The sequence below is a fragment of the Rhizobium aethiopicum genome, from assembly GCF_014197535.1.
Lineage (GTDB): Bacteria > Pseudomonadota > Alphaproteobacteria > Rhizobiales > Rhizobiaceae > Rhizobium > Rhizobium aethiopicum_A.
Window position 1 is genome coordinate 1 of the sequence record NZ_JACIFV010000040.1, and the last position, 18,341, is coordinate 18,341.

An 18,341-nucleotide genomic window follows, 5' to 3' on the forward strand; every position below is an offset into this window, starting at 1 on the left:
AGGCCGGTGAATTGCTCGACGCATTCTCGCCGGCCGAATGCGCCAACTATCTCACAAACTCAGGCTATGCTTCCGTATGAAAACAGCATGCTCTAGCGCAATTCCAGGAAAAGTGTGAAACGGTTTTTCGTCCGGAATTGTGTAAACAAAAACTTAGAGCGGTTCTGCGCTTCGATGAAAAGCTGAACCGCTCTAAAAGCGCGCCGCGTCGTGCTATCCGAAAATCGAGTCCGATTTTCAGGTCGATGCGCTGGTGACATGTTTTACCGCTTGCGGATCAGGAAGCGATGACCGCTGTCGGTCTTTTCCGTCTCGACCAGGTCGTGGCCGTCCTCATTGCAGAAATGCGGCATGTCGATCACCGCCATCGGATCGCTGGTATCGACGAGGATGAGCGTGCCGCTTGCCATGGCGGCAAGCTTCCGGCGTGTCTTCATCACCGGGAGTGGGCATTTCAGGCCGCGAAGATCGTAGAGAACGGGGTTCAAGCCGTTCAGTTCCGTGCCCAGAACTTCCAGAACGGCTTCTTTGCCGCAGCCTCGGCCGTTTCCTGCGGCTCGGGCGCCGTATAGGCCAGCGGGTTCGGCGTCGGCACCGGCACGGACGCCGGGGTCGCGGCAGCGACTGCCACTGCCTGCGGCTGCGCCGTTGCCTGCAGCTGGGCCGGCGCTGCGGGTGTGGCGCCGGCCGCGGAGTTGGCGGTGAGGCTCTGCGTCGTGCGCTTGGCCATCAGGTCTTCGAGTTCGGCGACCTTGACCATGCGGCCCGCTTCCAGCGAGGTGCCGGTCGGGGCATAAGCCAGTTCGCGGCCCTTGCGCGTCTTGGCGACGACGGCCTTGCGCTCGGCTTCGGACGGATCGTACCAGGCCATGCCGTCATATTTGCTCATCGCCTTGGCGTAGTCGGCGTCATAGGTCTTGCCATAGGAGGCAAGGGCTGCCGTCAGCGCCGGCGGCGTCGACATGGCAGGGCATTTGCCGGCGGCATTGAAGGCGCCGCCATCGGTTGCCTGCTGGTTGAAGACATATTTCTTCTCGCAGACGTTCACCTCGGGCGGGCGCTTCGTCACTTCGAAATTGTCGTAGCCGACCTTCAGCATCTTCCAGAAGTCATTGTTCGGGTCGAGACGATGCTTGACCATGTTTTCCGCCGTCATGCGGAAGGGGAAGGCCTGCAGCTGCACCGTCGACTGGCCGCCCTTGAAGGCGTCGCGGGCAAAGGCGTAGATCTCCAGCACCTGCTGGTCGGTCATCGAATAGCAGCCGGAGGACGAGCAGGCGCCGTGGATCATCAGATCGGAGCCGGTGCGGCCGTTCACCGCGTCGTAGCGGTTCGGGAAGCCGGTGTTGATCGCCAGATAATATTTGGAATTCGGGTTCAGGTTGGCGCGTGTCAGCTCGTAGAAGCCTTCCGGCGCCTGCCGGTCGCCGGTCTTGACCTTCGGGCCGAGGCGGCCGGACCAGGCGCAGATCTTGTAATCGGCGATCTTGTCGAAACGGTTGTCGGTCTTCGCCTTCCAGATCTCCATGGCACCTTCTTCCTTGAAGATGCGGATCATGATCGGCGAATTGCGGTCCATGCCCTTGGCGGCCATGGCGTTGAGGATATGGGGAGGGAGCGGCTGCTCGACCTTGTTTTTGACCTTGGAGAGATCGACCTGCGCGGTTTCCAACGCGTCATTGCAGCCGGTGAGAGCCAGTGTCATGAGGGAAACATAGGCAAAATGACGTATGCGCATCCAAATTAGCCCATAAAGATAGTGCGACCCGGTCCGCCTATGGAGTTCGGGCATTGGAAGGAATCATAGGCGGCTTATACTTTATAAAACCTTACCAGCCTATGACGTGCCCCGAACATCCCCGCAAGCGCGAATGTTACAGATAATATCAATGTGGCCAAGATTTGGCCCCAATCGCTGAAAAGCGCAACTTGTCTTAGAGGTTGCGGCCCATATTGAGGAATTTCTGACGCCGCTCATTGCGCAGCTGTTCGCCGGAACGCGATGCCATTTCGCCCAGCGCATTGGCGATCACATCGCCGGTTGCGGCGATCACGCTGTCGGGATCGCGATGGGCGCCGCCGAGCGGCTCGGAAATGATGCCGTCGATGACGCCGAGCGATTTCAGGTCTTCGGCGGTGATCTTCATGTTGGTCGCCGCTTCCCGGGCGCGGGTCGAATCGCGCCAGAGGATGGAGGCCGCCCCTTCCGGCGAAATCACGCTGTAGATCGAATGCTCGAGCATATAGACCCTGTTGCCGGTGGCAATCGCGATCGCGCCGCCCGAGCCGCCTTCGCCGATGACGACGGAAACCAGGGGAACCTTGACGCCAAGGCACATTTCCGTCGAACGGGCGATCGCCTCGGCCTGGCCGCGCTCTTCGGCGCCGACGCCGGGATAGGCACCAGCCGTATCCACCAACGAAATGACGGGCAGGCCGAAACGATCGGCCATTTCAAGGATGCGGATCGCCTTGCGGTAGCCTTCCGGCCGGGGGCTGCCGAAATTGTGTTTGAGCCGGCTCTTGGTGTCGTTGCCCTTTTCCTGGCCGATGACGGCGACGGGCTGGCCGCGGAAGCGGGCAAGGCCAGCCTGGATTGCGGCGTCCTCGGAGAATTTGCGGTCGCCGGCAAGCGGCGTGAATTCCTGAAACAGCGTCTTGGCGTAATCGACGAAATGCGGGCGCTGCGGGTGGCGAGCGACCTGCGTCTTCTGCCAGGCATTGAGCTTGGAATAGATTTCGACGATCGCCTCACGGACGCGAACCTCCAGCCGGCCGATTTCATCGGTGGTGTCGATGCTCTCGTCTTCCGTTGCGAGCTTCTTCAGCTCGATGATCTTGCCTTCGAGGTCGGAGATCGGCTTTTCGAAGTCGAGATAATTGTGCATGAGGTGCGTTTCCGTTCCTTGTGCCGCGGGGCGTTTTCCTGGCTCCGCCCCTTGTCGCCGGTCCTATTCGTGCTTTTTCGCCTGTTTGGCAAGGGGGTGATGCGTCTGGACGAGCTGCTGCAGCCGCTCTTCGAGGACATGTGTGTAGATCTGTGTGGTCGAAATGTCCGAATGGCCGAGGAGTTCCTGCACGACGCGCAGATCGGCGCCGTTGGCAAGCAGGTGGCTGGCAAAGGCGTGGCGCATGACGTGCGGCGAGATCAGCGACGGCGTCAGGCCGGCGCGGATCGCCAGGTTTTTAAGGTCGCGCGCGAAAACCTGGCGCGGCAGATATCCCTCCTTGGAGGCGGCGGGAAACAGCCAGGGGCTTTCCTGCGGCTGCTTCGCCGCGGCGGTTTCGGCCGCCAGCAGGCGCCCATAGGTTTTCAGGGCCGCGATCGCCGAGTGCGACAGCGGCACCAGCCGCTCCTTGTTGCCCTTGCCGCGGATCATCAGGAAGCGGCCCTCCTGGTCGAGCACGCGGGCGGGAAGCGAGACGAGTTCGCTGACACGCATGCCTGTGGCATAGAGCAGTTCCAGCAGCGCCAGCATGCGCAGGCGCTGCAACTGGCCGGGGGCCGGGTCGTCGGCCTCGGCCTGCGCTTGGGACAGCAGCCTGCCGACCTCCTCGACCCTCATCGTCTTCGGCAGCGGACGCCCCTTCTTCGGCGCGTCGAGAACGCCGGTGGGGTCGTCGGTGCGCAGGCCCTCGGCATAGAGAAACTTGTAGAATTGCCGCATGGCGGCAAGCCGGCGTGCCTGCGAAGAGGGCTTGAAGCCTTGGCGCGCCAGCGAGGCGAGATAGGCGGCCAGGTCGGTCGAGACGGCTTCGGTCAACCTTATGCTGCGGCCGTTCAGGAAAGCGCTGACATCGTCGAGGTCGCGCTGGTAGGATTGTAGGGTGTTGACGGCAGCGCCACGTTCGGCGCTCATCATTTCCAGGAAGGATTCCACGTGGACGCGGCTTAGATCCATCATCTCACTCACTTCCCGGTCGTATCGATCGTGCCCGTCGCCGGCGGATTGACCCGCTCGGAGGGAATACGGATCGTCACGTCGCGCTGCTGCGGCTCGACGAAGGTCACGAGCGCCCACATCGCTCCGTAAACCGTCCCGGCGAGGATCGCGCAGAAGAACAGGAAACGGAACAGGGTCGGCATCCGGCAACTCCTTCATGCTCTGCTTCTGTTATAAGAAGCGTGTTCGCAAGTGCAAGAAGCGCTATTCAAGCCATGATTCCCTTGTCCGCGACTTGACGCTCCACATGCATTTGTCGATACGGTTTGCAAACAAAGTGTGAATGGACCGATGAGTGAACCACTGCTGACCGTTGCTGACAGCCTGAAAGACAGAGCTCGCGCTGCGCTCGGTTCACGCAATCTGGTCCTCGTCGGCCTGATGGGCGCCGGGAAATCCTCCGTCGGGCGCATCGTCGCCAGCCAACTCGGCATTCCCTTCATCGACAGCGATCACGAGATCGAGCGGGTGTCGCGCATGACCATTGCCGAACTTTTCGCAGCCTATGGCGAGGAAGAGTTCCGGGCGCTGGAAACGCGAGTGATGAAGCGGCTCCTGAAGAGCGGACCACGCGTCGTCTCCACCGGCGGCGGCGCCTTCATCAATGACCGCACCCGCAGGCATATAAAAAAGGGCGGGCTGTCGATCTGGCTGAAGGCTGATCTCGACGTGCTTTGGGAGCGGGTTAACAAGCGTGACACGCGGCCGCTGCTCAAGACCGAAAATCCCAAGCAGACCCTCGAAAATCTGATGAAGGCGCGTTACCCGATCTATGCGCAGGCAGACCTCACCGTACTCTCGCGTGATGTGCGCAAGGAAATCATGGCGGACGAGGTGCTTAAGGCTGTGGTCGAACAGAAAGAAAGTGCAGCATCATGAATGCGATAAGCTCCGCCTCATCAGTCCAGACGGTGCATGTGCCGCTCGGCGAGCGCGCCTATGACATCCTGATCGGGCCAGGGCTGATTGCGCGGGCCGGCGCCGAGATCGCCTCGCGTCTCAAAGGCCGCAAGGCGGCCATCATCACCGACGAAAACGTCGCTCCGCTCTATCTCGAGGCCGTCGTCGCGAGCCTCAATGCGGCAGGTATCGTCTCGGCCGAGGTCGTGCTGCCGGCCGGCGAGAAGACGAAGAGCTTCGAACATCTCATCGATGTCTGCGACAAGGTGCTCGAAGCCAGGGTCGAGCGCAACGACTGCGTAATCGCGCTCGGCGGCGGCGTCATCGGTGACCTCTCGGGCTTTGCGGCCGGCATCGTCCGTCGCGGCGTGCGCTTCGTGCAGGTGCCGACTTCGCTGCTGGCGCAGGTCGATTCCTCCGTCGGCGGCAAGACCGGCATCAATTCCTCCCGCCACGGCAAGAACCTGATCGGCGTCTTCCATCAGCCGGACCTGGTCCTGGCCGATACGGATGTGCTGAATACGCTGAGCGGGCGGGAATTCCGCGCAGGCTACGCCGAGGTCGCAAAGTATGGGCTGATCGACAAGCCGGATTTCTTTGCGTGGCTGGAAGCGAACTGGAAGTCGGTGTTTACGGGCGGCTCGGCCCGCATCGAGGCCATCGCTGCCAGCTGCCAGGCGAAAGCCGATGTCGTCGTTGCCGACGAGCGGGAAACCGGCCAGCGGGCGCTGCTCAATCTCGGCCATACGTTCGGGCATGCGCTGGAAGCGGCGACCGCTTATGACAGCCGCCGCCTGGTGCATGGTGAGGGCGTTGCGATCGGCATGGTGCTGGCGCATGAATTTTCCGCACGCATGAACCTTGCGAGCCCAGACGATGCACGGCGCGTCGAGCGGCATCTGAAGGAGGTCGGCCTGCCGACTACCATGGCCGAAATTCCGGGCGAGCTGCCGCCGGCGGAATCGCTGATGGAGGCGATCGCGCAGGACAAGAAGGTCAAGAGCGGCAAGCTCACCTTCATCCTGACGCGCGGTATCGGCCAGTCCTTCGTCGCCGACGATGTTCCGGCATCCGAAGTGCTGAGCTTTCTCCGGGAAAAACATCCTTGACGACGATCGAAGGCGCTTTGGCGTTTCTTGCGACATACTGGCCGGAGATCCTTTCGATCACGGCGCTCGTGCTGACGTCCGCCTTCTTCTCCGGCACGGAGACGGCGCTCACCGCCGTTTCGCGCAGCCGCATTCATACGCTTGAGGTCAACGGTGACGAACGCGCCGGCCTCGTCCGGCAGCTGATCGAACGGCGCGACCGGCTGATCGGTACGCTGCTGATCGGCAACAATCTTGCCAACATCCTCTCTTCCTCGATCGCCACCAGCCTTTTTCTCGGGCTGTTCGGCAGTTCGGGTGTGGCGCTGGCGACGCTCGCCATGACCATCATCCTCGTCATCTTCGCGGAAGTGCTGCCGAAGAGCTGGGCGATCTCGGCGCCGGAACGCTTCGCGCTCGCCGTCGCACTTCCCACCAGACTGTTCGTCGCCATCGTCGGCCCGGTGTCCTCCTTGGTCAATGCGGTCGTGCGACAGATCCTGGCGCTGTTCGGCATCAATCTTTCGCGGGAAGTTTCGATGCTGACGGCGCATGAGGAGCTGCGCGGCGCCGTCGATCTGCTGCACCGCGAGGGATCAGTGGTGAAGGCCGACCGCGACCGCCTCGGCGGCGTGCTCGATCTCGGCGAGCTGGAACTCTCGGACATCATGGTCCACCGCACCAAGATGCGGGCGATCAATGCCGACGATCCGCCCGAAGCGGTGGTGCGGGTCATTCTTGAAAGCCCCTATACGCGCATGCCGCTGTGGCGCGGCACGATTGACAACATCATCGGCGTCGTCCACGCCAAGGATCTCTTGCGGGCGCTTGCCGAGCCGAACATGGAGCCGCAGAACCTCGATATCGTCAAGATTGCGCAGAAGCCGTGGTTCGTGCCGGACAGCACCAACCTCGAAGACCAGCTCAATGCCTTCCTGCGGCGCAAACAGCATTTCGCCGTCGTGGTGGACGAATATGGCGAGGTGCAGGGCATCGTCACACTGGAGGATATTCTCGAGGAAATCGTCGGCGACATTTCCGATGAGCACGACATCGAGATTCAGGGCGTGCGCCAGGAGGCGGATGGTTCGATCGTCGTCGACGGCGGCGTGCCGATCCGCGACCTCAACCGTGCGCTCGACTGGAACCTGCCCGACGAGGAGGCGACGACGATCGCCGGCCTCGTCATCCATGAATCGATGACCATCCCGGAAGAGCGCCAGGCCTTCACCTTCTACGGCAAACGTTTCGTCGTCATGAAGCGGGAGAAGAACCGCATCACCAAGCTGCGCATCCGCCCCGCGCAGGAAGACGATGCGAAACCGGTGTGATCCGGTTGGATTGCCCGCATCCTAACCCCATATAGGCTGCTGTGCCGCTACCAGCGGGTGGGTTCACCAGGTGCCGCCGGTTCGACGGCCAGCGCATGCAGGCCGGCATCGAGCTCCGGCTTCAGCAGTTCGGTGATCGCCCGGTGGCGCGCCAGCCGCGACAGGCCGGCAAATTTCGCCGAAACGATCCTCACCCGCATGTGGGTTTCGCCGGTGCCTGTGATATCGGGCTGGTGGCCGGCATGCAGGTGGCTTTCGTCGATGACGCTCAGGCGTTCGGGCGCGAAGGCTTCGACAAGTTTTTCTTCGATGCGGGTCCGCAGGGTCATCATCCGGTCTTGCTGCTTCGCGAAAAGGGTTCCCACCAAGCCAGCAACATTCCCATTTGTCAATTCTTGTTGTCGCCTTGCGACAGCCTCATAATTAGCGCCGCCATGAGACTTGATTCAAAATATTTCGACCGCATCCGCACACGCCGCAAACGCGAGCAGGAGGCAGAGCAGGCGCCGCCTACCTGCCAGTGGGACGGCTGCGACAAAAAAGGCTCGCATCGCGCTCCCGTGGGACGCAATGCGGAAGGCCAGTTCTTTTTGTTCTGCTTCGAGCACGTCAAGGAATACAACAAGGGCTACAATTATTTCTCCGGCCTTTCGGACGGCGAGATCGCGCGCTACCAGAAAGAGGCGATTACCGGCCATCGGCCGACATGGACCGTCGGCGTCAACAAGTCGGCCAAGGACAGTCCGCTGCATTCCGAGGTGCGCTCCGGCGCCTATACACGGGTTCGCGATCCCTTCGGCTTCGTCAAGGAAGGCGGCAAGGGCAGCGGCCCGCGCTTTCCCCAGGCACGCAAGCTGAAATCGCTGGAAAGCAAAGCCTTCGACACGATGGGTCTGCATGCCAACGCGACCTCGGCGGAGATCAAGAGCCGCTACAAGGAACTGGTCAAGAAGCACCATCCGGATGCCAATGGCGGCGACCGCGGCTCGGAAGAGCGTTTCCGCGCCGTCATCCAGGCCTATCAATTGTTGAAGCAGAACGGTTTTTGTTAATTCCCGTCCTTGCTCTTGGGCTTCAATCGGGTATGGTCCAAATCGGCTGAGGCCGCAGGCAAACGCGGCTCCTATCTGCGTGTTTTCCCGACATCGCCTCGGCCGACCTTCCGGACGCGGCGTTTCTTGTCCGGGACTCTTTCAAGAATGCTCGCACGCGGTCATCATCCCGCCGAGGTTTCGTTTCAGTCCCGGAGAAGTATCGCCGACGTTCCGACCTGGACGGGCGCGGAATAAGATCGCGGCGTCACGGTTGCGACATGGCCTGAGACAGTTTGGCCGGGTGGCTTCACCCGCCTTGGAGACATGATGAGCAAGATCGACCTCGATATTTCAGAACTGCCCGACACCACCGTTTCGGTCCGCGAGACCTTCGGCATCGATTCCGACATCCGCGTTCCCGCCTACAGCAAGGGTGACGCCTATGTGCCGGATCTCGATCCCGACTACCTGTTCGACCGCGAGACGACGCTCGCCATTCTCGCAGGCTTCGCGCATAACCGCCGCGTGATGATCTCCGGCTACCACGGCACGGGCAAATCCTCGCATATCGAGCAGGTGGCGGCGCGCATCAACTGGCCTTGCGTGCGCATCAACCTCGACAGCCATGTCAGCCGTATCGATCTCGTCGGCAAGGACGCGATCGTCGTCAAGGACGGGCTGCAGGTCACGGAGTTCAAGGACGGCATCCTGCCTTGGGCTTATCAGCACAATGTCGCGCTCGTCTTCGACGAGTATGACGCCGGCCGTCCTGACGTGATGTTCGTCATCCAGCGCGTGCTCGAATCCTCCGGCCGCCTGACGCTGCTCGACCAGAGCCGCGTCATCCGGCCGCACCCGGCCTTCCGCCTGTTTGCCACCGCCAACACGATCGGCCTCGGTGACACCACCGGCCTCTATCACGGCACGCAGCAGATCAACCAGGCGCAGATGGACCGCTGGTCGATCGTGACGACGCTGAACTATCTGCCACATGATCACGAAGTGAATATCGTTGCCGCCAAGGTGAAGAGCTTCGGCAAAGACAGGGAAGGGCGCGAGATCGTCTCGAAGATGGTCCGCGTTGCCGATCTCACGCGCGCCGCCTTCATGAACGGCGATCTGTCGACCGTCATGAGCCCGCGCACGGTTATCACTTGGGCCGAGAATGCCGAAATCTTTGGCGACCTCGCCTTTGCCTTCCGCGTCACCTTCCTCAACAAGTGCGACGAGCTGGAGCGCCCGCTGGTCGCCGAGCACTATCAGCGCGCCTTCGGCGTGGAGCTGAAGGAAAGCGCCGCCAACATCGTCCTCGGAGCCTGAGGCCCGACCGATCATGGCAGCTCGCGGTGACAATTCGAAAGCAAAACCCGGCGCGCCCATCGACGTGGAGCCGTTGCGCCGGGCGATATCCGGCTGCGTCCGCTCGATCGCCGGCGACGGCGATGTCGAGGTGACCTTCGCCAATGAACGGCCTGGAATGACCGACGAGCGCATCCGGCTGCCGGAGCTTTCCAAGCGGCCGACGGCGCATGAGCTGGCGGTCACCCGCGGGCTCGGCGATTCCATGGCGTTGCGCCTCGCCTGCCATGACGAGAAGATGCATACGACGATGGCGCCGCAGGGCTCGGACGCCCGGGCGATCTTCGATGCGGTCGAGCAGGCGCGTGTCGAATCGATCGGGACGTTGCGCATGGAAGGCGTGGCGGCGAACCTGCGCTCCATGACGGAAGAGAAATATTCCAAGGCGAATTTCACTGGCATCGAGCGCCAGGAAGACGCGCCGATCGGGGAAGCCGTCGCCATGATGGTGCGCGAGAAGCTGACCGGCCAACGCCCGCCGGCCTCGGCCGGCAAGGTGCTCGATCTCTGGCGCAGTTTCATCGAAGACAAGGCGGGGGCTGAACTCGGTAACCTGTCGGGCGCGATCAACGACCAGCAGGCCTTCGCCAAAGTCGTCCGCAACATGCTCTCGGCCATGGAAATGGCCGAGGAGTATGGCGACGATGACAGCGAAGCCGACAATGACGATCAGTCGGAGCAGGAAGACCAGCCGAGCGGAGACGAGCAGGACCAGGACGAGGTCGACGAGGATGCCGGCACCGATGCCGCCCCCGTTGAGGACAGTGAAGTCTCCGACGAGCAGATGGAGGACGGCGAGACCGAGGGCGCCGAAATCTCCGACGACGACATGATGGAAGAGGGTGAGGACGATTCGGAAACGCCGGGCGAGACCCGCCGTCCGAACACGCCTTTTGCCGATTTCAACGAAAAGGTCGATTATCACGTCTATACCGAAGAGTTCGACGAGATCATCACCGCGGAGGAACTCTGCGACGCCTCCGAGCTGGAGCGCCTGCGCGCCTTCCTCGACAAGCAGCTGGCGCATCTGCAGGGCGCGGTCGGGCGTCTCGCCAACCGGCTGCAGCGCCGGTTGATGGCGCAGCAGAACCGCTCCTGGGATTTCGATCTGGAGGAGGGCTATCTCGATACGGCCCGGCTGCAGCGCATCATCATCGATCCGATGCAGCCGCTCTCCTTTAAGATGGAGCGCGACACGCAGTTCCGCGACACCGTCGTCACGCTGCTCATCGACAATTCCGGCTCCATGCGCGGCCGGCCGATCACGGTTGCCGCCACCTGCGCCGACATTCTCGCCCGCACGCTGGAGCGCTGCGGCGTCAAGGTCGAGATTCTCGGCTTTACGACAAAGGCCTGGAAGGGCGGGCAGGCGCGTGAAACCTGGCTCGCCGGCGGCAAGCCGCAGACGCCGGGTCGTCTCAACGACCTGCGCCACATCATCTACAAATCGGCCGACGCGCCGTGGCGGCGCGCACGCGCCAATCTCGGGCTGATGATGCGCGAAGGCCTGCTCAAGGAAAATATCGACGGCGAGGCGCTGATCTGGGCGCATAACCGCCTGCTCGCGCGGCGCGAGCAGCGCCGCATTCTGATGATGATTTCGGACGGGGCGCCGGTCGACGATTCGACGCTGTCGGTCAATCCGGGCAATTATCTCGAGCGGCATCTGCGCGCCGTCATCGAGCAGATCGAGACGCGCTCGCCTGTCGAATTGCTGGCGATCGGCATCGGTCACGACGTGACTCGCTACTATCGCCGCGCCGTGACGATCGTCGATGCGGACGAGCTTGCCGGGGCGATGACCGAACAGCTTGCCTCGCTTTTCGAAGATCAATCCGCCGCCCAGCCGCGCGGCGGCCGGTTAAGCCGTGCCGGCTGACGCTCCTGCAAGGAAACAGGTGGAATGATGGTTAAGCGCCTCTGCCGTGCGGCATCGGTCTTGCTCTGCCTGGCAGAAGGCGCTTCCGCGGCGATGGCCGGGGACGAAATACCCATCATTAGCCGGCAAATTACCGATTTCAGGATCGGATCGTCGGAGACGACGTTCGGATCGCTGGAATTTCTCGGCGGGCTGGAGATGGTTTCCAGCCGAGCGCTGTTCGGCTCGCTTTCCTCCATCCGTTTCCGGCCGGACCAGAAACACTTCGTCGTCGTGCTCGATACCGGCCAGTGGCTGACCGGCAGCATCGAGCGCGATGCCAAGGGCAGGCTTTCGGGCCTTTCTCAGGTCGAGATCACCCCGATGAAGAACCGCGCCGGCCGCAGCCTCGAGGGCAAGGGCTATATGGATGCCGAGGGCGTGGCTCTCGACGGCGACCGGATATTGGTCTCTTTCGAGCAAAATCATCGCGTCGACGTTTATCCCGATCCCGGCTTTGCCGCATCGCGCGCGATCGCGACCCTGCCGATCCTCATCCCGCGCAAGATGCTGAGCGACAATCGCGGTATCGAAACCATAGCCGTGGCACCCGCCTCCAGTCCGTTGAAGGGCGGCGTGGTCATTGTCTCCGAGCGCGGTCTCGACAGCGAGGGCAACCGGATGGCGGCCGTTCTCAGCGGCCCGCTGAAAGGGCTGTTCTCGATCAAACGCGACGGCAGCTTCGACGTAACCGACGGCGCCTTCCTGCCGGACGGCGACCTGCTGCTCCTGGAGCGCCGGTTCAACATGGCCGAAGGTATCGGCATGCGACTTCGGCGCATCAAAGGTGCCGATATCCGGCCGGGTGCCGTCGTCGATGGCGAATTGCTGATCGAAGGCAATTTCAATTCGCAGATCGACAATATGGAGGGGCTTGACGTGTTCCAGGCCGCCGACGGCACGACCCATGTCATTATGGTGTCGGACGACAACCACTCGATCCTGCAGCGCAATCTGATGCTGGAATTCCGGCTCTCCGACAGCCACTTGCTCAGCGCGGCGTCAGATTGACGTCACATGCCTCGGGTATCCCATTGTCGCATCGAGAGCAGCTTTCGGAGGGACAGTCATGGTGCACATTCATATCATGGGTGCCTCCGGTTCCGGTACGACATCGCTCGGCCATACGCTTGCCGAACGGCTTGATATCGCCCATCTCGATACCGACGATTTCTTTTGGCTGCCGACCGACCCGCCATTCACGACCCCGCGGGACGCCGACGAACGCATACAGCTGTTGCTTCAGGAAGCGGCACGGCACGACGGCTGGGTCCTCTCCGGATCGGCGCTGAAATGGGCGAGGCAGATCGAGCCGTTCTATGATCTGGTCGTGTTCTTGAGGATAGAGCCGGAGCTGCGGATGGCGCGGATCCGCGCGCGGGAGATTGCCCGCTATGGAGACAGGATCGGGCCTGGTGGCGATATGGAAATCAAAAGCGGGGAATTCATGGAATGGGCGGCAAGTTACGACACGGCCGGTCCGGAACGCCGCAGTCTTGCGGCGCATGAGCAATGGTTGGAGACGCAGACGGCCCCGGTGTTGCGGCTCGATTCGTCACGAGAGATCGATGATCTGGTTGCAGAGGTTCTGCTGCATCCCGCAATCGCCGCCGGCGCCGTCCGGCAGCGCCGTTGAAAGGCTTTAGCTGACGCGTGCGGGCTGCATCGGCCGCAGCACGTTCATGAGCGCGCCATAGGGCAGCAGCATGATGAGGCCGACGATCATCTTGACGGCGAAATCGCCGATCGCCCAGGAAATCCAGCGCGGGGCCTCGGCGGCGAAGATGCCGAGGACAGGCGCTGCTTCGAGCGCAAAGGGCTCGTTCGGGCCGAGGAAGACGAAAAAGGCAGCAAAGGACAGCGAGAAGAACATCACCGTGTCGAGCGCCGAACCGATCAGCGAGCCGATAAGCGGCGCGCGCCACCAGGCCTGGCGGCGAAGCCGGTTGAAGACGGCGATATCGAGCAGCTGGCCGGCGAGATAGGCCGAGCCGGAGGCGATGGCGATGCGGGGCGCCGAGGTGAAGAAGGACAGCGTCACGCCGACGACGAAGCCGGCAAAAACGACCTTGCGGGCTGCCTGCGGGCCGAACTGGCGGTTGGTCAGGTCGGTGATCAGGAAGGCGACCGGATAGGAGAAGGCCCCCCAGGTCAGGATGTCGGCCAGATTGACGCCCGAGACTTCAACGTTCAGCGGAAACTGGACGAGGAAGTTGGATGCGACGACGACAAGCGTCATCAGTGCGACATAGGCAATGGTGTAGCGCGTCTTCAGCATTTTTTTATCCTGGGTGATGCCACCAGTTGGAGTGCTCAGGCAAAGCAAAAGGCTTGTCCGGTGTTATCCGTTCAAGCCTTTCGAAGCCGTATGAAAGAAGGGCAGAAGCTTACGCAGCAGCGGCTTCGGCAGTCTTCTTGACGATCTGACGGCGCAGCAGGCGCGCGCGCATCGACAGTTCGTTTTCGCTGGCCTTGATCAGGAAGGCGTCCAGACCGCCACGATGTTCGACGGAGCGAAGAGCCGCAGCCGAAACGCGAAGACGATAACGCTGGTTGAGAGCGTCGGAGATCAGCGTTACCTGGCACAGGTTCGGCAGGAACCGGCGCTTGGTCTTGTTGTTGGCATGGCTGACATTGTTACCAGTCAGGACGGCCTTGCCGGTCAATTCGCACACGCGGGACATGGAACACCTATTCTTGTTTTTCTCGGGCCATCGAATTGCCATCCCCGGCAAAACCGGGCTCGCAATCCAACAGGCATGATTGGAAAGTTGCGGTTCTATAGTCAGAGAGGCTGCGCGCGTCAAGCCAAACCTTGGCCTTTCCCGCAATTCTGTCAAAAAGCTGCTGTTTTCTTCCCTTTGCGGCAGGAGTATAGAGCGCTCGGCAGGGCTGCCGGCGCGCGGCAAAACAAGGCTTCACTCATGGCTCACTCGGGCAGACGCATTTTCATTTCGGCTATCGCCGCACTCCTTGCCATACCGGCATCGGCGGCCGAAATCCAGCATCAGACGGTCTATCGGGTGACGCTTGCCGGCCTGCCGATCGCGCGCGCCGCGTTTCTGACGCAGATCGAGGATGATCACTCTTACAAGATCGCCGGCGATATCAAATCCGCCGGCCTTGCCGATCTCGTCAAGACGATCTCGGCAAAGACAAGCGTCACCGGCGTCGTCCGTAATGATCGGCTGCAGGCGCTGAAATATTCGCTCTATTACAAGAGCGGCAAGAAGGCCCGCGTCTACGAGGTCAGTTACCGCAACGGAAACATCATCTCGGCGACAACGACGCCGCCGCCGAAACGGCCGAAGAACTGGATCGACGTCACGCCGGGCGACATGCGTTCGGTGCTCGATCCGATCTCCGGCCTTGTTTTCACCGGGGATACCAAGGTCTGCGCGCAGACGCTGCCGATCTTCGACGGCGAGACGCGCATGGATCTGGTGCTCTCGCCGAAAGGTGACGAGGATTTCAAGACCGACGGCTTCAAGGGCAAGGCGGTCGTCTGCGGCGTGCGCTTCGTGCCGCGCTCAGGCTACAAGAAAGGTCGCAAGGACATCGACTATCTCAGCAAGAGCGACCGCATGGAAATCTGGTTTGCCAAGTCGGAGGCGGCCAATGTATACGCTCCGGTCTATGTGCGCATTCCCACAGAATATGGAATGGTGACGATCACTGCCATCAAATATGGCAGCGTCAGTTGACGGAGCTTTCGCCTCCGTAAAGGGGGGACAGGTGAAGTTTCGCGCGACGGCCATTGGTTTTACGGCCATTCTGATGTGGTCGTTCCTGGCGCTGTTGACGGCCGGCTCCGGCAAGATGCCGCCCTTCCAGCTTTCAGCCGTCTGCTTTGCGATCGGCAGCGTTCCCGGCTTCGTCATGCTTGTCCTCAATCCGGCGCGGCTGGCGTTGCTGAATCAGCCGCCAAAGGTTTGGATAACAGGTATTGCAGGCTTGTTCGGCTATCATTTCCTCTATTTCACGGCCCTCAGGAATGCGCCGGCGGTGGAGGCGGGACTGATCGCCTATCTCTGGCCGCTGTTGATCGTGGTCGGCTCGGCGCTGCTGCCGGGCGAACGGTTGCGCTGGTATCACGTGGCGGGCGCGCTTGCGGGGCTTTGCGGCACCTTCCTGATCGTCGGCCGCAACGGCATCGATTTCGACGGCGCCTACGCGGTCGGTTATGGCGCGGCCTTCCTCTGCGCCTTCACATGGTCGGGCTATTCTCTGCTGACACGGCGTTTCGAGGCTGTCTCCACAGATGTCGTCACCGGCTTCTGCCTTGCGACCTCCATCCTGTCCTTCTTCAGTCATCTCGGCCTGGAGGCGACTGTCTGGCCGGAAACCAGCGTCGAATGGGTTGCCGTCGTCGGGCTCGGCCTCTTCCCGGTCGGGGCGGCCTTCTATGCCTGGGATTACGGCGTCAAGAATGGCGATATCCAGATTCTCGGCGCGGCAAGTTATGCCGCGCCGCTGCTTTCGACGCTCATCCTGACGCTGTTCGGATTTGCGGAGCCGAGCTGGCGCATTGCTCTCGCCTGTCTGCTCGTCACCGGTGGAGCGGTGCTCGCCGCCCAGGAAATGTTCCGCCGCAAAATTCCGGCGCAGTCTGCGGCAGCGGAGTAAGTCTCAGCCTCCGGGTCTCCAATCCGCCGGCGCCATCTCGAAGCTCGAAAATTCAAAGCCGGGCGAGACAGTGCAGCCGACCAGGGTGAAATCGCCGAGTGGTTCGGCGGATTGCCACCAATTGGCGGGAATGATCGCCTGCGGCCGCTCGCCGGCGGCAAAGTTTGTTCCGAGCGTCAGCGTCTCGCTTGCCATCCCGTCCTGCGAGCGGTGCAGCGCCAGCGGCGCACCGGCATAATAATGCCAGACCTCGACCGCGTCATGGACGCGATGCCAGTGCGAACGCTGTCCCTTTGTCAGCAGATAATAGATCGCCGTCGAATGGCCGCGCTCTCCACCCGCCGTGTCGCGGAATGTCTCAACGTACCAGCCGCCTTCGGGATGCGGCTGCATGCCGAGCTCGCGAATGATCTCCTCAGGCGACATTAAAAATTGTCCTTGCGCTTGCGGATCTCGGCAAAGACCTCCTCATTCGTCTTGCCTTCCATGATCAGATTGCGGCGGATCGCGGGATCGGCGGCGCGCAGAAACGGGTTCGTTTCCTTTTCCAGCCCGAGCGTCGTCGGGACGGTGAATTTGCCTTCGGCGCGCAGGGCTTCGATCTCGGCGGCGCGGCTTTTCAGGCGCTCATTGTCGGGGTCGACAGTCAGTGCGAAGCGGGCGTTGGACAATGTATATTCGTGGCCGAAATAGACGGCGGTCTCGTCCGGCAGCACGGCGAGCTTCTGCAGGGAATGCCACATGTCGGCGGCGGGACGTTCGAAAAGGCGGCCGCAACCGAGCGCAAATAGCGTATCGGCGGCAAAGAGCAGCTTATCGTCGACGAAGTGATAGCAGATGTGACCGGCGGTGTGACCGGGGGTCTCGATGATCTTGACCGTGTGATCGCCGAAAAGGAAGCTGTCGCCATCGGCCATCGTCCGGTCGAGACCGGGAATGGCGATGGCCTCGTTGATCGGGCCGATGATCTCGCAGCCGAACTGCTCCTTCAGCGCCAGGTTTGCGGCGACGTGATCGGTGTGGTGATGCGTGGTGAAGATGTGGGTGATCTTCCAGCCGCGCCGCGTCGCCGCTTCCAGGATCGGCGCCTCCTCCGGCGCATCGATCGCCGCGGTAAATCCCGTCTCCGGATCGTGCACGAGCACGCCGAAATTGTCGGTGCGGCAGAGAAAAACGTCTAATTCCAAAGGTTTCATCTTCAAACAATCCCTTGTCCCACGACTCTCGCGGGAATGTAGAGAGTCCGGCCTTGAAGTCCAACCGCCCGCTGATAACATTTATCGCAATGCACGCCGATATCGTCGACCTACGTCAGTTCTATCATTCCGACCTCGGGCGTCTTGCCGAGCAGTCGATCGCCATGGCGCTCTCGTCGCTCTGGGTGCGCCTGCCGCAGGAGCGTCTCGTCGGGCTCGGTTATGCCGTGCCTTTTCTCGATCGCTTCCAGGCCGATACCGAACGCACCTTCGCCTTCATGCCGGCCGGACAGGGCGCAGTGAACTGGCCGATGGGCTCGCTGTCATCGACGACGCTGATTTTCGATGAGGAACTGCCGCTTCCGGATTCCTCGATCGACCGGGTGCTGATGGTGCATTCGCTCGAGTTCGCGGAAAGCCCGCGCGAGACGCTGAAGGAGCTCTGGCGGGTGCTGGCGCCGGGCGGGCGGCTTGTTATCGTGGTGCCGAACCGGCGCGGAGTCTGGGCCCGCATGGAACACACACCCTTCGGCTCGGGCCGGCCCTATTCCCGCGGTCAGCTGACGCATCTGCTGCGCGAGACGAATTTCACGCCGGGTGCGACCGCCGAAGCGTTGTTCTTTCCGCCCTCGAAACTCAGGACCATCCTGCGCCTTCGCCGCGCTTTCGAGCGGATCGGCCGCACTTTATGGCCGGCTTTTTCGGGTGTCATCATCGTCGAGGCGCAGAAGCGGCTCTATCAGGGGTTGCCGGTCGCCGCCCGTGCCTCCCGTCGCGTCTTCGTGCCCGTTCTCGCGCCGCACGGCGTACCGACAACACGTAATAGCTGAAGAGCTGTCTGTCGTTCGTCTTAAGATTGTGTCACGTCCATACCTCTCGACAACAATCACATTCCGCTTTAATGCCACTTGGTCATTTTCCGGAAAATCCAAGGTCGACCCATGA

The 18,341-nt window shown here is 61.9% G+C and carries 21 protein-coding genes; 11 read left to right on the forward strand and 10 right to left on the reverse strand.

The features are described from left to right. Positions 1-263 precede the first annotated feature (263 nt). From GGD53_RS29540 to GGD53_RS29560, 5 genes are all read right to left on the reverse strand, one after another. A complete protein-coding gene (locus GGD53_RS29540; RefSeq protein WP_184460263.1) occupies positions 264-488 on the reverse strand; it encodes a sulfurtransferase TusA family protein in 225 nt (74 codons plus the stop codon). Positions 489-493: 5 nt separating this feature from the next. Continuing rightward, positions 494-1,738 (reverse strand): L,D-transpeptidase family protein, encoded by a 1,245-nt coding sequence (locus tag GGD53_RS29545; RefSeq protein WP_184460265.1) that lies wholly within the window; start codon positions 1,736-1,738, stop codon positions 494-496. Positions 1,739-1,934: 196 nt separating this feature from the next. Then, on the reverse strand, positions 1,935-2,888 hold the full coding sequence (locus GGD53_RS29550; protein ID WP_088682902.1) for an acetyl-CoA carboxylase carboxyltransferase subunit alpha: 954 nt from the start codon (positions 2,886-2,888) through the stop codon (positions 1,935-1,937). A 63-nt stretch (positions 2,889-2,951) separates the two neighbouring features. After that, the gene (xerD, locus tag GGD53_RS29555; protein ID WP_184460267.1) at positions 2,952-3,905 is read right to left on the reverse strand and encodes a site-specific tyrosine recombinase XerD; all 954 of its coding nucleotides are present in this window, start codon (positions 3,903-3,905) and stop codon (positions 2,952-2,954) included. A 5-nt stretch (positions 3,906-3,910) separates the two neighbouring features. Beyond that, positions 3,911-4,087 (reverse strand): hypothetical protein, encoded by a 177-nt coding sequence (locus GGD53_RS29560; RefSeq protein ID WP_020922424.1) that lies wholly within the window; start codon positions 4,085-4,087, stop codon positions 3,911-3,913. A 148-nt stretch (positions 4,088-4,235) separates the two neighbouring features. Here GGD53_RS29560 and GGD53_RS29565 point away from each other — a divergent pair, with 148 nt between their 5' ends. Genes GGD53_RS29565 through GGD53_RS29575 form a run of 3 tightly spaced genes read left to right on the forward strand, consistent with a single transcriptional unit; the run spans position 4,236 to position 7,263 of the window. Next, positions 4,236-4,823 carry a shikimate kinase gene (locus GGD53_RS29565; RefSeq protein ID WP_184460269.1) on the forward strand — a complete coding sequence of 196 codons (588 nt, stop codon included), beginning with the start codon at positions 4,236-4,238 and terminating at the stop codon, positions 4,821-4,823. Then, entirely contained in the window at positions 4,820-5,953 is a 1,134-nt protein-coding gene (aroB, locus tag GGD53_RS29570) for a 3-dehydroquinate synthase (protein ID WP_184460271.1), read from the forward strand. The genes GGD53_RS29565 and aroB overlap by 4 nt, the downstream gene beginning before the upstream one ends. After that, the gene (locus GGD53_RS29575) at positions 5,950-7,263 is read left to right on the forward strand and encodes an HlyC/CorC family transporter (protein ID WP_184460273.1); all 1,314 of its coding nucleotides are present in this window, start codon (positions 5,950-5,952) and stop codon (positions 7,261-7,263) included. The genes aroB and GGD53_RS29575 overlap by 4 nt, the downstream gene beginning before the upstream one ends. Positions 7,264-7,310: 47 nt before the next feature. On the opposite strand, the gene GGD53_RS29580 is transcribed toward GGD53_RS29575, so the two are convergent. After that, positions 7,311-7,595, reverse strand: a complete 285-nt coding sequence (locus tag GGD53_RS29580) for a BolA family protein (RefSeq protein ID WP_171899807.1) — start codon at positions 7,593-7,595, stop codon at positions 7,311-7,313. 102 nt (positions 7,596-7,697) lie between these two features. Between GGD53_RS29580 and GGD53_RS29585 the strand changes: the two genes are divergently transcribed. The 5 genes from GGD53_RS29585 to GGD53_RS29605 all read left to right on the forward strand — a co-directional run bounded on the left by GGD53_RS29585 (position 7,698) and on the right by GGD53_RS29605 (position 13,210). Further along, complete coding sequence (locus GGD53_RS29585) at positions 7,698-8,315, forward strand: J domain-containing protein (protein ID WP_004679597.1); 618 nt, start codon at positions 7,698-7,700, stop codon at positions 8,313-8,315. A 309-nt stretch (positions 8,316-8,624) separates the two neighbouring features. Next, positions 8,625-9,617 (forward strand): cobaltochelatase subunit CobS, encoded by a 993-nt coding sequence (cobS, locus tag GGD53_RS29590; protein WP_064805316.1) that lies wholly within the window; start codon positions 8,625-8,627, stop codon positions 9,615-9,617. 13 nt (positions 9,618-9,630) lie between these two features. Beyond that, positions 9,631-11,535, forward strand: coding sequence for a cobaltochelatase subunit CobT (gene cobT, locus GGD53_RS29595; protein WP_184460275.1), 1,905 nt, complete (start codon positions 9,631-9,633; stop codon positions 11,533-11,535). 24 nt (positions 11,536-11,559) lie between these two features. Continuing rightward, entirely contained in the window at positions 11,560-12,585 is a 1,026-nt protein-coding gene (locus GGD53_RS29600; RefSeq protein ID WP_184460277.1) for an esterase-like activity of phytase family protein, read from the forward strand. A gap of 58 nt (positions 12,586-12,643) precedes the next feature. Beyond that, positions 12,644-13,210, forward strand: coding sequence for an ATP-binding protein (locus GGD53_RS29605; protein ID WP_184460279.1), 567 nt, complete (start codon positions 12,644-12,646; stop codon positions 13,208-13,210). A gap of 6 nt (positions 13,211-13,216) precedes the next feature. Here the strand turns inward: GGD53_RS29605 and GGD53_RS29610 are convergent, their stop codons facing one another. Further along, complete coding sequence (locus tag GGD53_RS29610) at positions 13,217-13,852, reverse strand: VUT family protein (protein ID WP_184460281.1); 636 nt, start codon at positions 13,850-13,852, stop codon at positions 13,217-13,219. A 109-nt stretch (positions 13,853-13,961) separates the two neighbouring features. Then, a complete protein-coding gene (gene rpmB, locus GGD53_RS29615) occupies positions 13,962-14,258 on the reverse strand; it encodes a 50S ribosomal protein L28 (protein ID WP_008527777.1) in 297 nt (98 codons plus the stop codon). Positions 14,259-14,498: 240 nt separating this feature from the next. On the opposite strand from rpmB, the gene GGD53_RS29620 reads away from it, so the two are divergent. Beyond that, the gene (locus tag GGD53_RS29620; RefSeq protein ID WP_184460283.1) at positions 14,499-15,278 is read left to right on the forward strand and encodes a DUF3108 domain-containing protein; all 780 of its coding nucleotides are present in this window, start codon (positions 14,499-14,501) and stop codon (positions 15,276-15,278) included. A gap of 31 nt (positions 15,279-15,309) precedes the next feature. Continuing rightward, positions 15,310-16,200 (forward strand): aromatic amino acid exporter YddG, encoded by an 891-nt coding sequence (gene yddG / locus GGD53_RS29625; RefSeq protein WP_184460285.1) that lies wholly within the window; start codon positions 15,310-15,312, stop codon positions 16,198-16,200. 3 nt (positions 16,201-16,203) lie between these two features. Here yddG and GGD53_RS29630 read toward each other — a convergent pair whose 3' ends face one another. Both GGD53_RS29630 and gloB read right to left on the reverse strand, forming a co-directional pair. After that, a complete protein-coding gene (locus GGD53_RS29630) occupies positions 16,204-16,626 on the reverse strand; it encodes a cupin domain-containing protein (protein ID WP_184460286.1) in 423 nt (140 codons plus the stop codon). Then, complete coding sequence (gene gloB, locus GGD53_RS29635) at positions 16,626-17,396, reverse strand: hydroxyacylglutathione hydrolase (RefSeq protein WP_184460288.1); 771 nt, start codon at positions 17,394-17,396, stop codon at positions 16,626-16,628. The genes GGD53_RS29630 and gloB overlap by 1 nt, the downstream gene beginning before the upstream one ends. A gap of 53 nt (positions 17,397-17,449) precedes the next feature. Here gloB and GGD53_RS29640 point away from each other — a divergent pair, with 53 nt between their 5' ends. After that, entirely contained in the window at positions 17,450-18,226 is a 777-nt protein-coding gene (locus GGD53_RS29640) for a class I SAM-dependent methyltransferase (RefSeq protein WP_088390792.1), read from the forward strand. The last annotated feature ends 115 nt before the right edge of the window (positions 18,227-18,341 follow it).

Coding starts and splice junctions, on each gene's coding strand:
- gloB (WP_184460288.1), bottom strand. CDS start 17,396: ATGAAACCTTTGGAATTAGACGTTTTTCTCTGCCGCACCGACAATTTC.
- GGD53_RS29605 (WP_184460279.1), top strand. CDS start 12,644: ATGGTGCACATTCATATCATGGGTGCCTCCGGTTCCGGTACGACATCG.
- cobS (WP_064805316.1), top strand. CDS start 8,625: ATGAGCAAGATCGACCTCGATATTTCAGAACTGCCCGACACCACCGTT.
- GGD53_RS29630 (WP_184460286.1), bottom strand. CDS start 16,626: ATGTCGCCTGAGGAGATCATTCGCGAGCTCGGCATGCAGCCGCATCCC.
- GGD53_RS29550 (WP_088682902.1), bottom strand. CDS start 2,888: ATGCACAATTATCTCGACTTCGAAAAGCCGATCTCCGACCTCGAAGGC.
- GGD53_RS29610 (WP_184460281.1), bottom strand. CDS start 13,852: ATGCTGAAGACGCGCTACACCATTGCCTATGTCGCACTGATGACGCTT.
- GGD53_RS29580 (WP_171899807.1), bottom strand. CDS start 7,595: ATGATGACCCTGCGGACCCGCATCGAAGAAAAACTTGTCGAAGCCTTC.
- GGD53_RS29545 (WP_184460265.1), bottom strand. CDS start 1,738: ATGCGCATACGTCATTTTGCCTATGTTTCCCTCATGACACTGGCTCTC.
- cobT (WP_184460275.1), top strand. CDS start 9,631: ATGGCAGCTCGCGGTGACAATTCGAAAGCAAAACCCGGCGCGCCCATC.
- aroB (WP_184460271.1), top strand. CDS start 4,820: ATGAATGCGATAAGCTCCGCCTCATCAGTCCAGACGGTGCATGTGCCG.
- GGD53_RS29585 (WP_004679597.1), top strand. CDS start 7,698: ATGAGACTTGATTCAAAATATTTCGACCGCATCCGCACACGCCGCAAA.
- GGD53_RS29565 (WP_184460269.1), top strand. CDS start 4,236: ATGAGTGAACCACTGCTGACCGTTGCTGACAGCCTGAAAGACAGAGCT.
- GGD53_RS29600 (WP_184460277.1), top strand. CDS start 11,560: ATGATGGTTAAGCGCCTCTGCCGTGCGGCATCGGTCTTGCTCTGCCTG.
- rpmB (WP_008527777.1), bottom strand. CDS start 14,258: ATGTCCCGCGTGTGCGAATTGACCGGCAAGGCCGTCCTGACTGGTAAC.
- xerD (WP_184460267.1), bottom strand. CDS start 3,905: ATGATGGATCTAAGCCGCGTCCACGTGGAATCCTTCCTGGAAATGATG.
- GGD53_RS29560 (WP_020922424.1), bottom strand. CDS start 4,087: ATGCCGACCCTGTTCCGTTTCCTGTTCTTCTGCGCGATCCTCGCCGGG.
- GGD53_RS29620 (WP_184460283.1), top strand. CDS start 14,499: ATGGCTCACTCGGGCAGACGCATTTTCATTTCGGCTATCGCCGCACTC.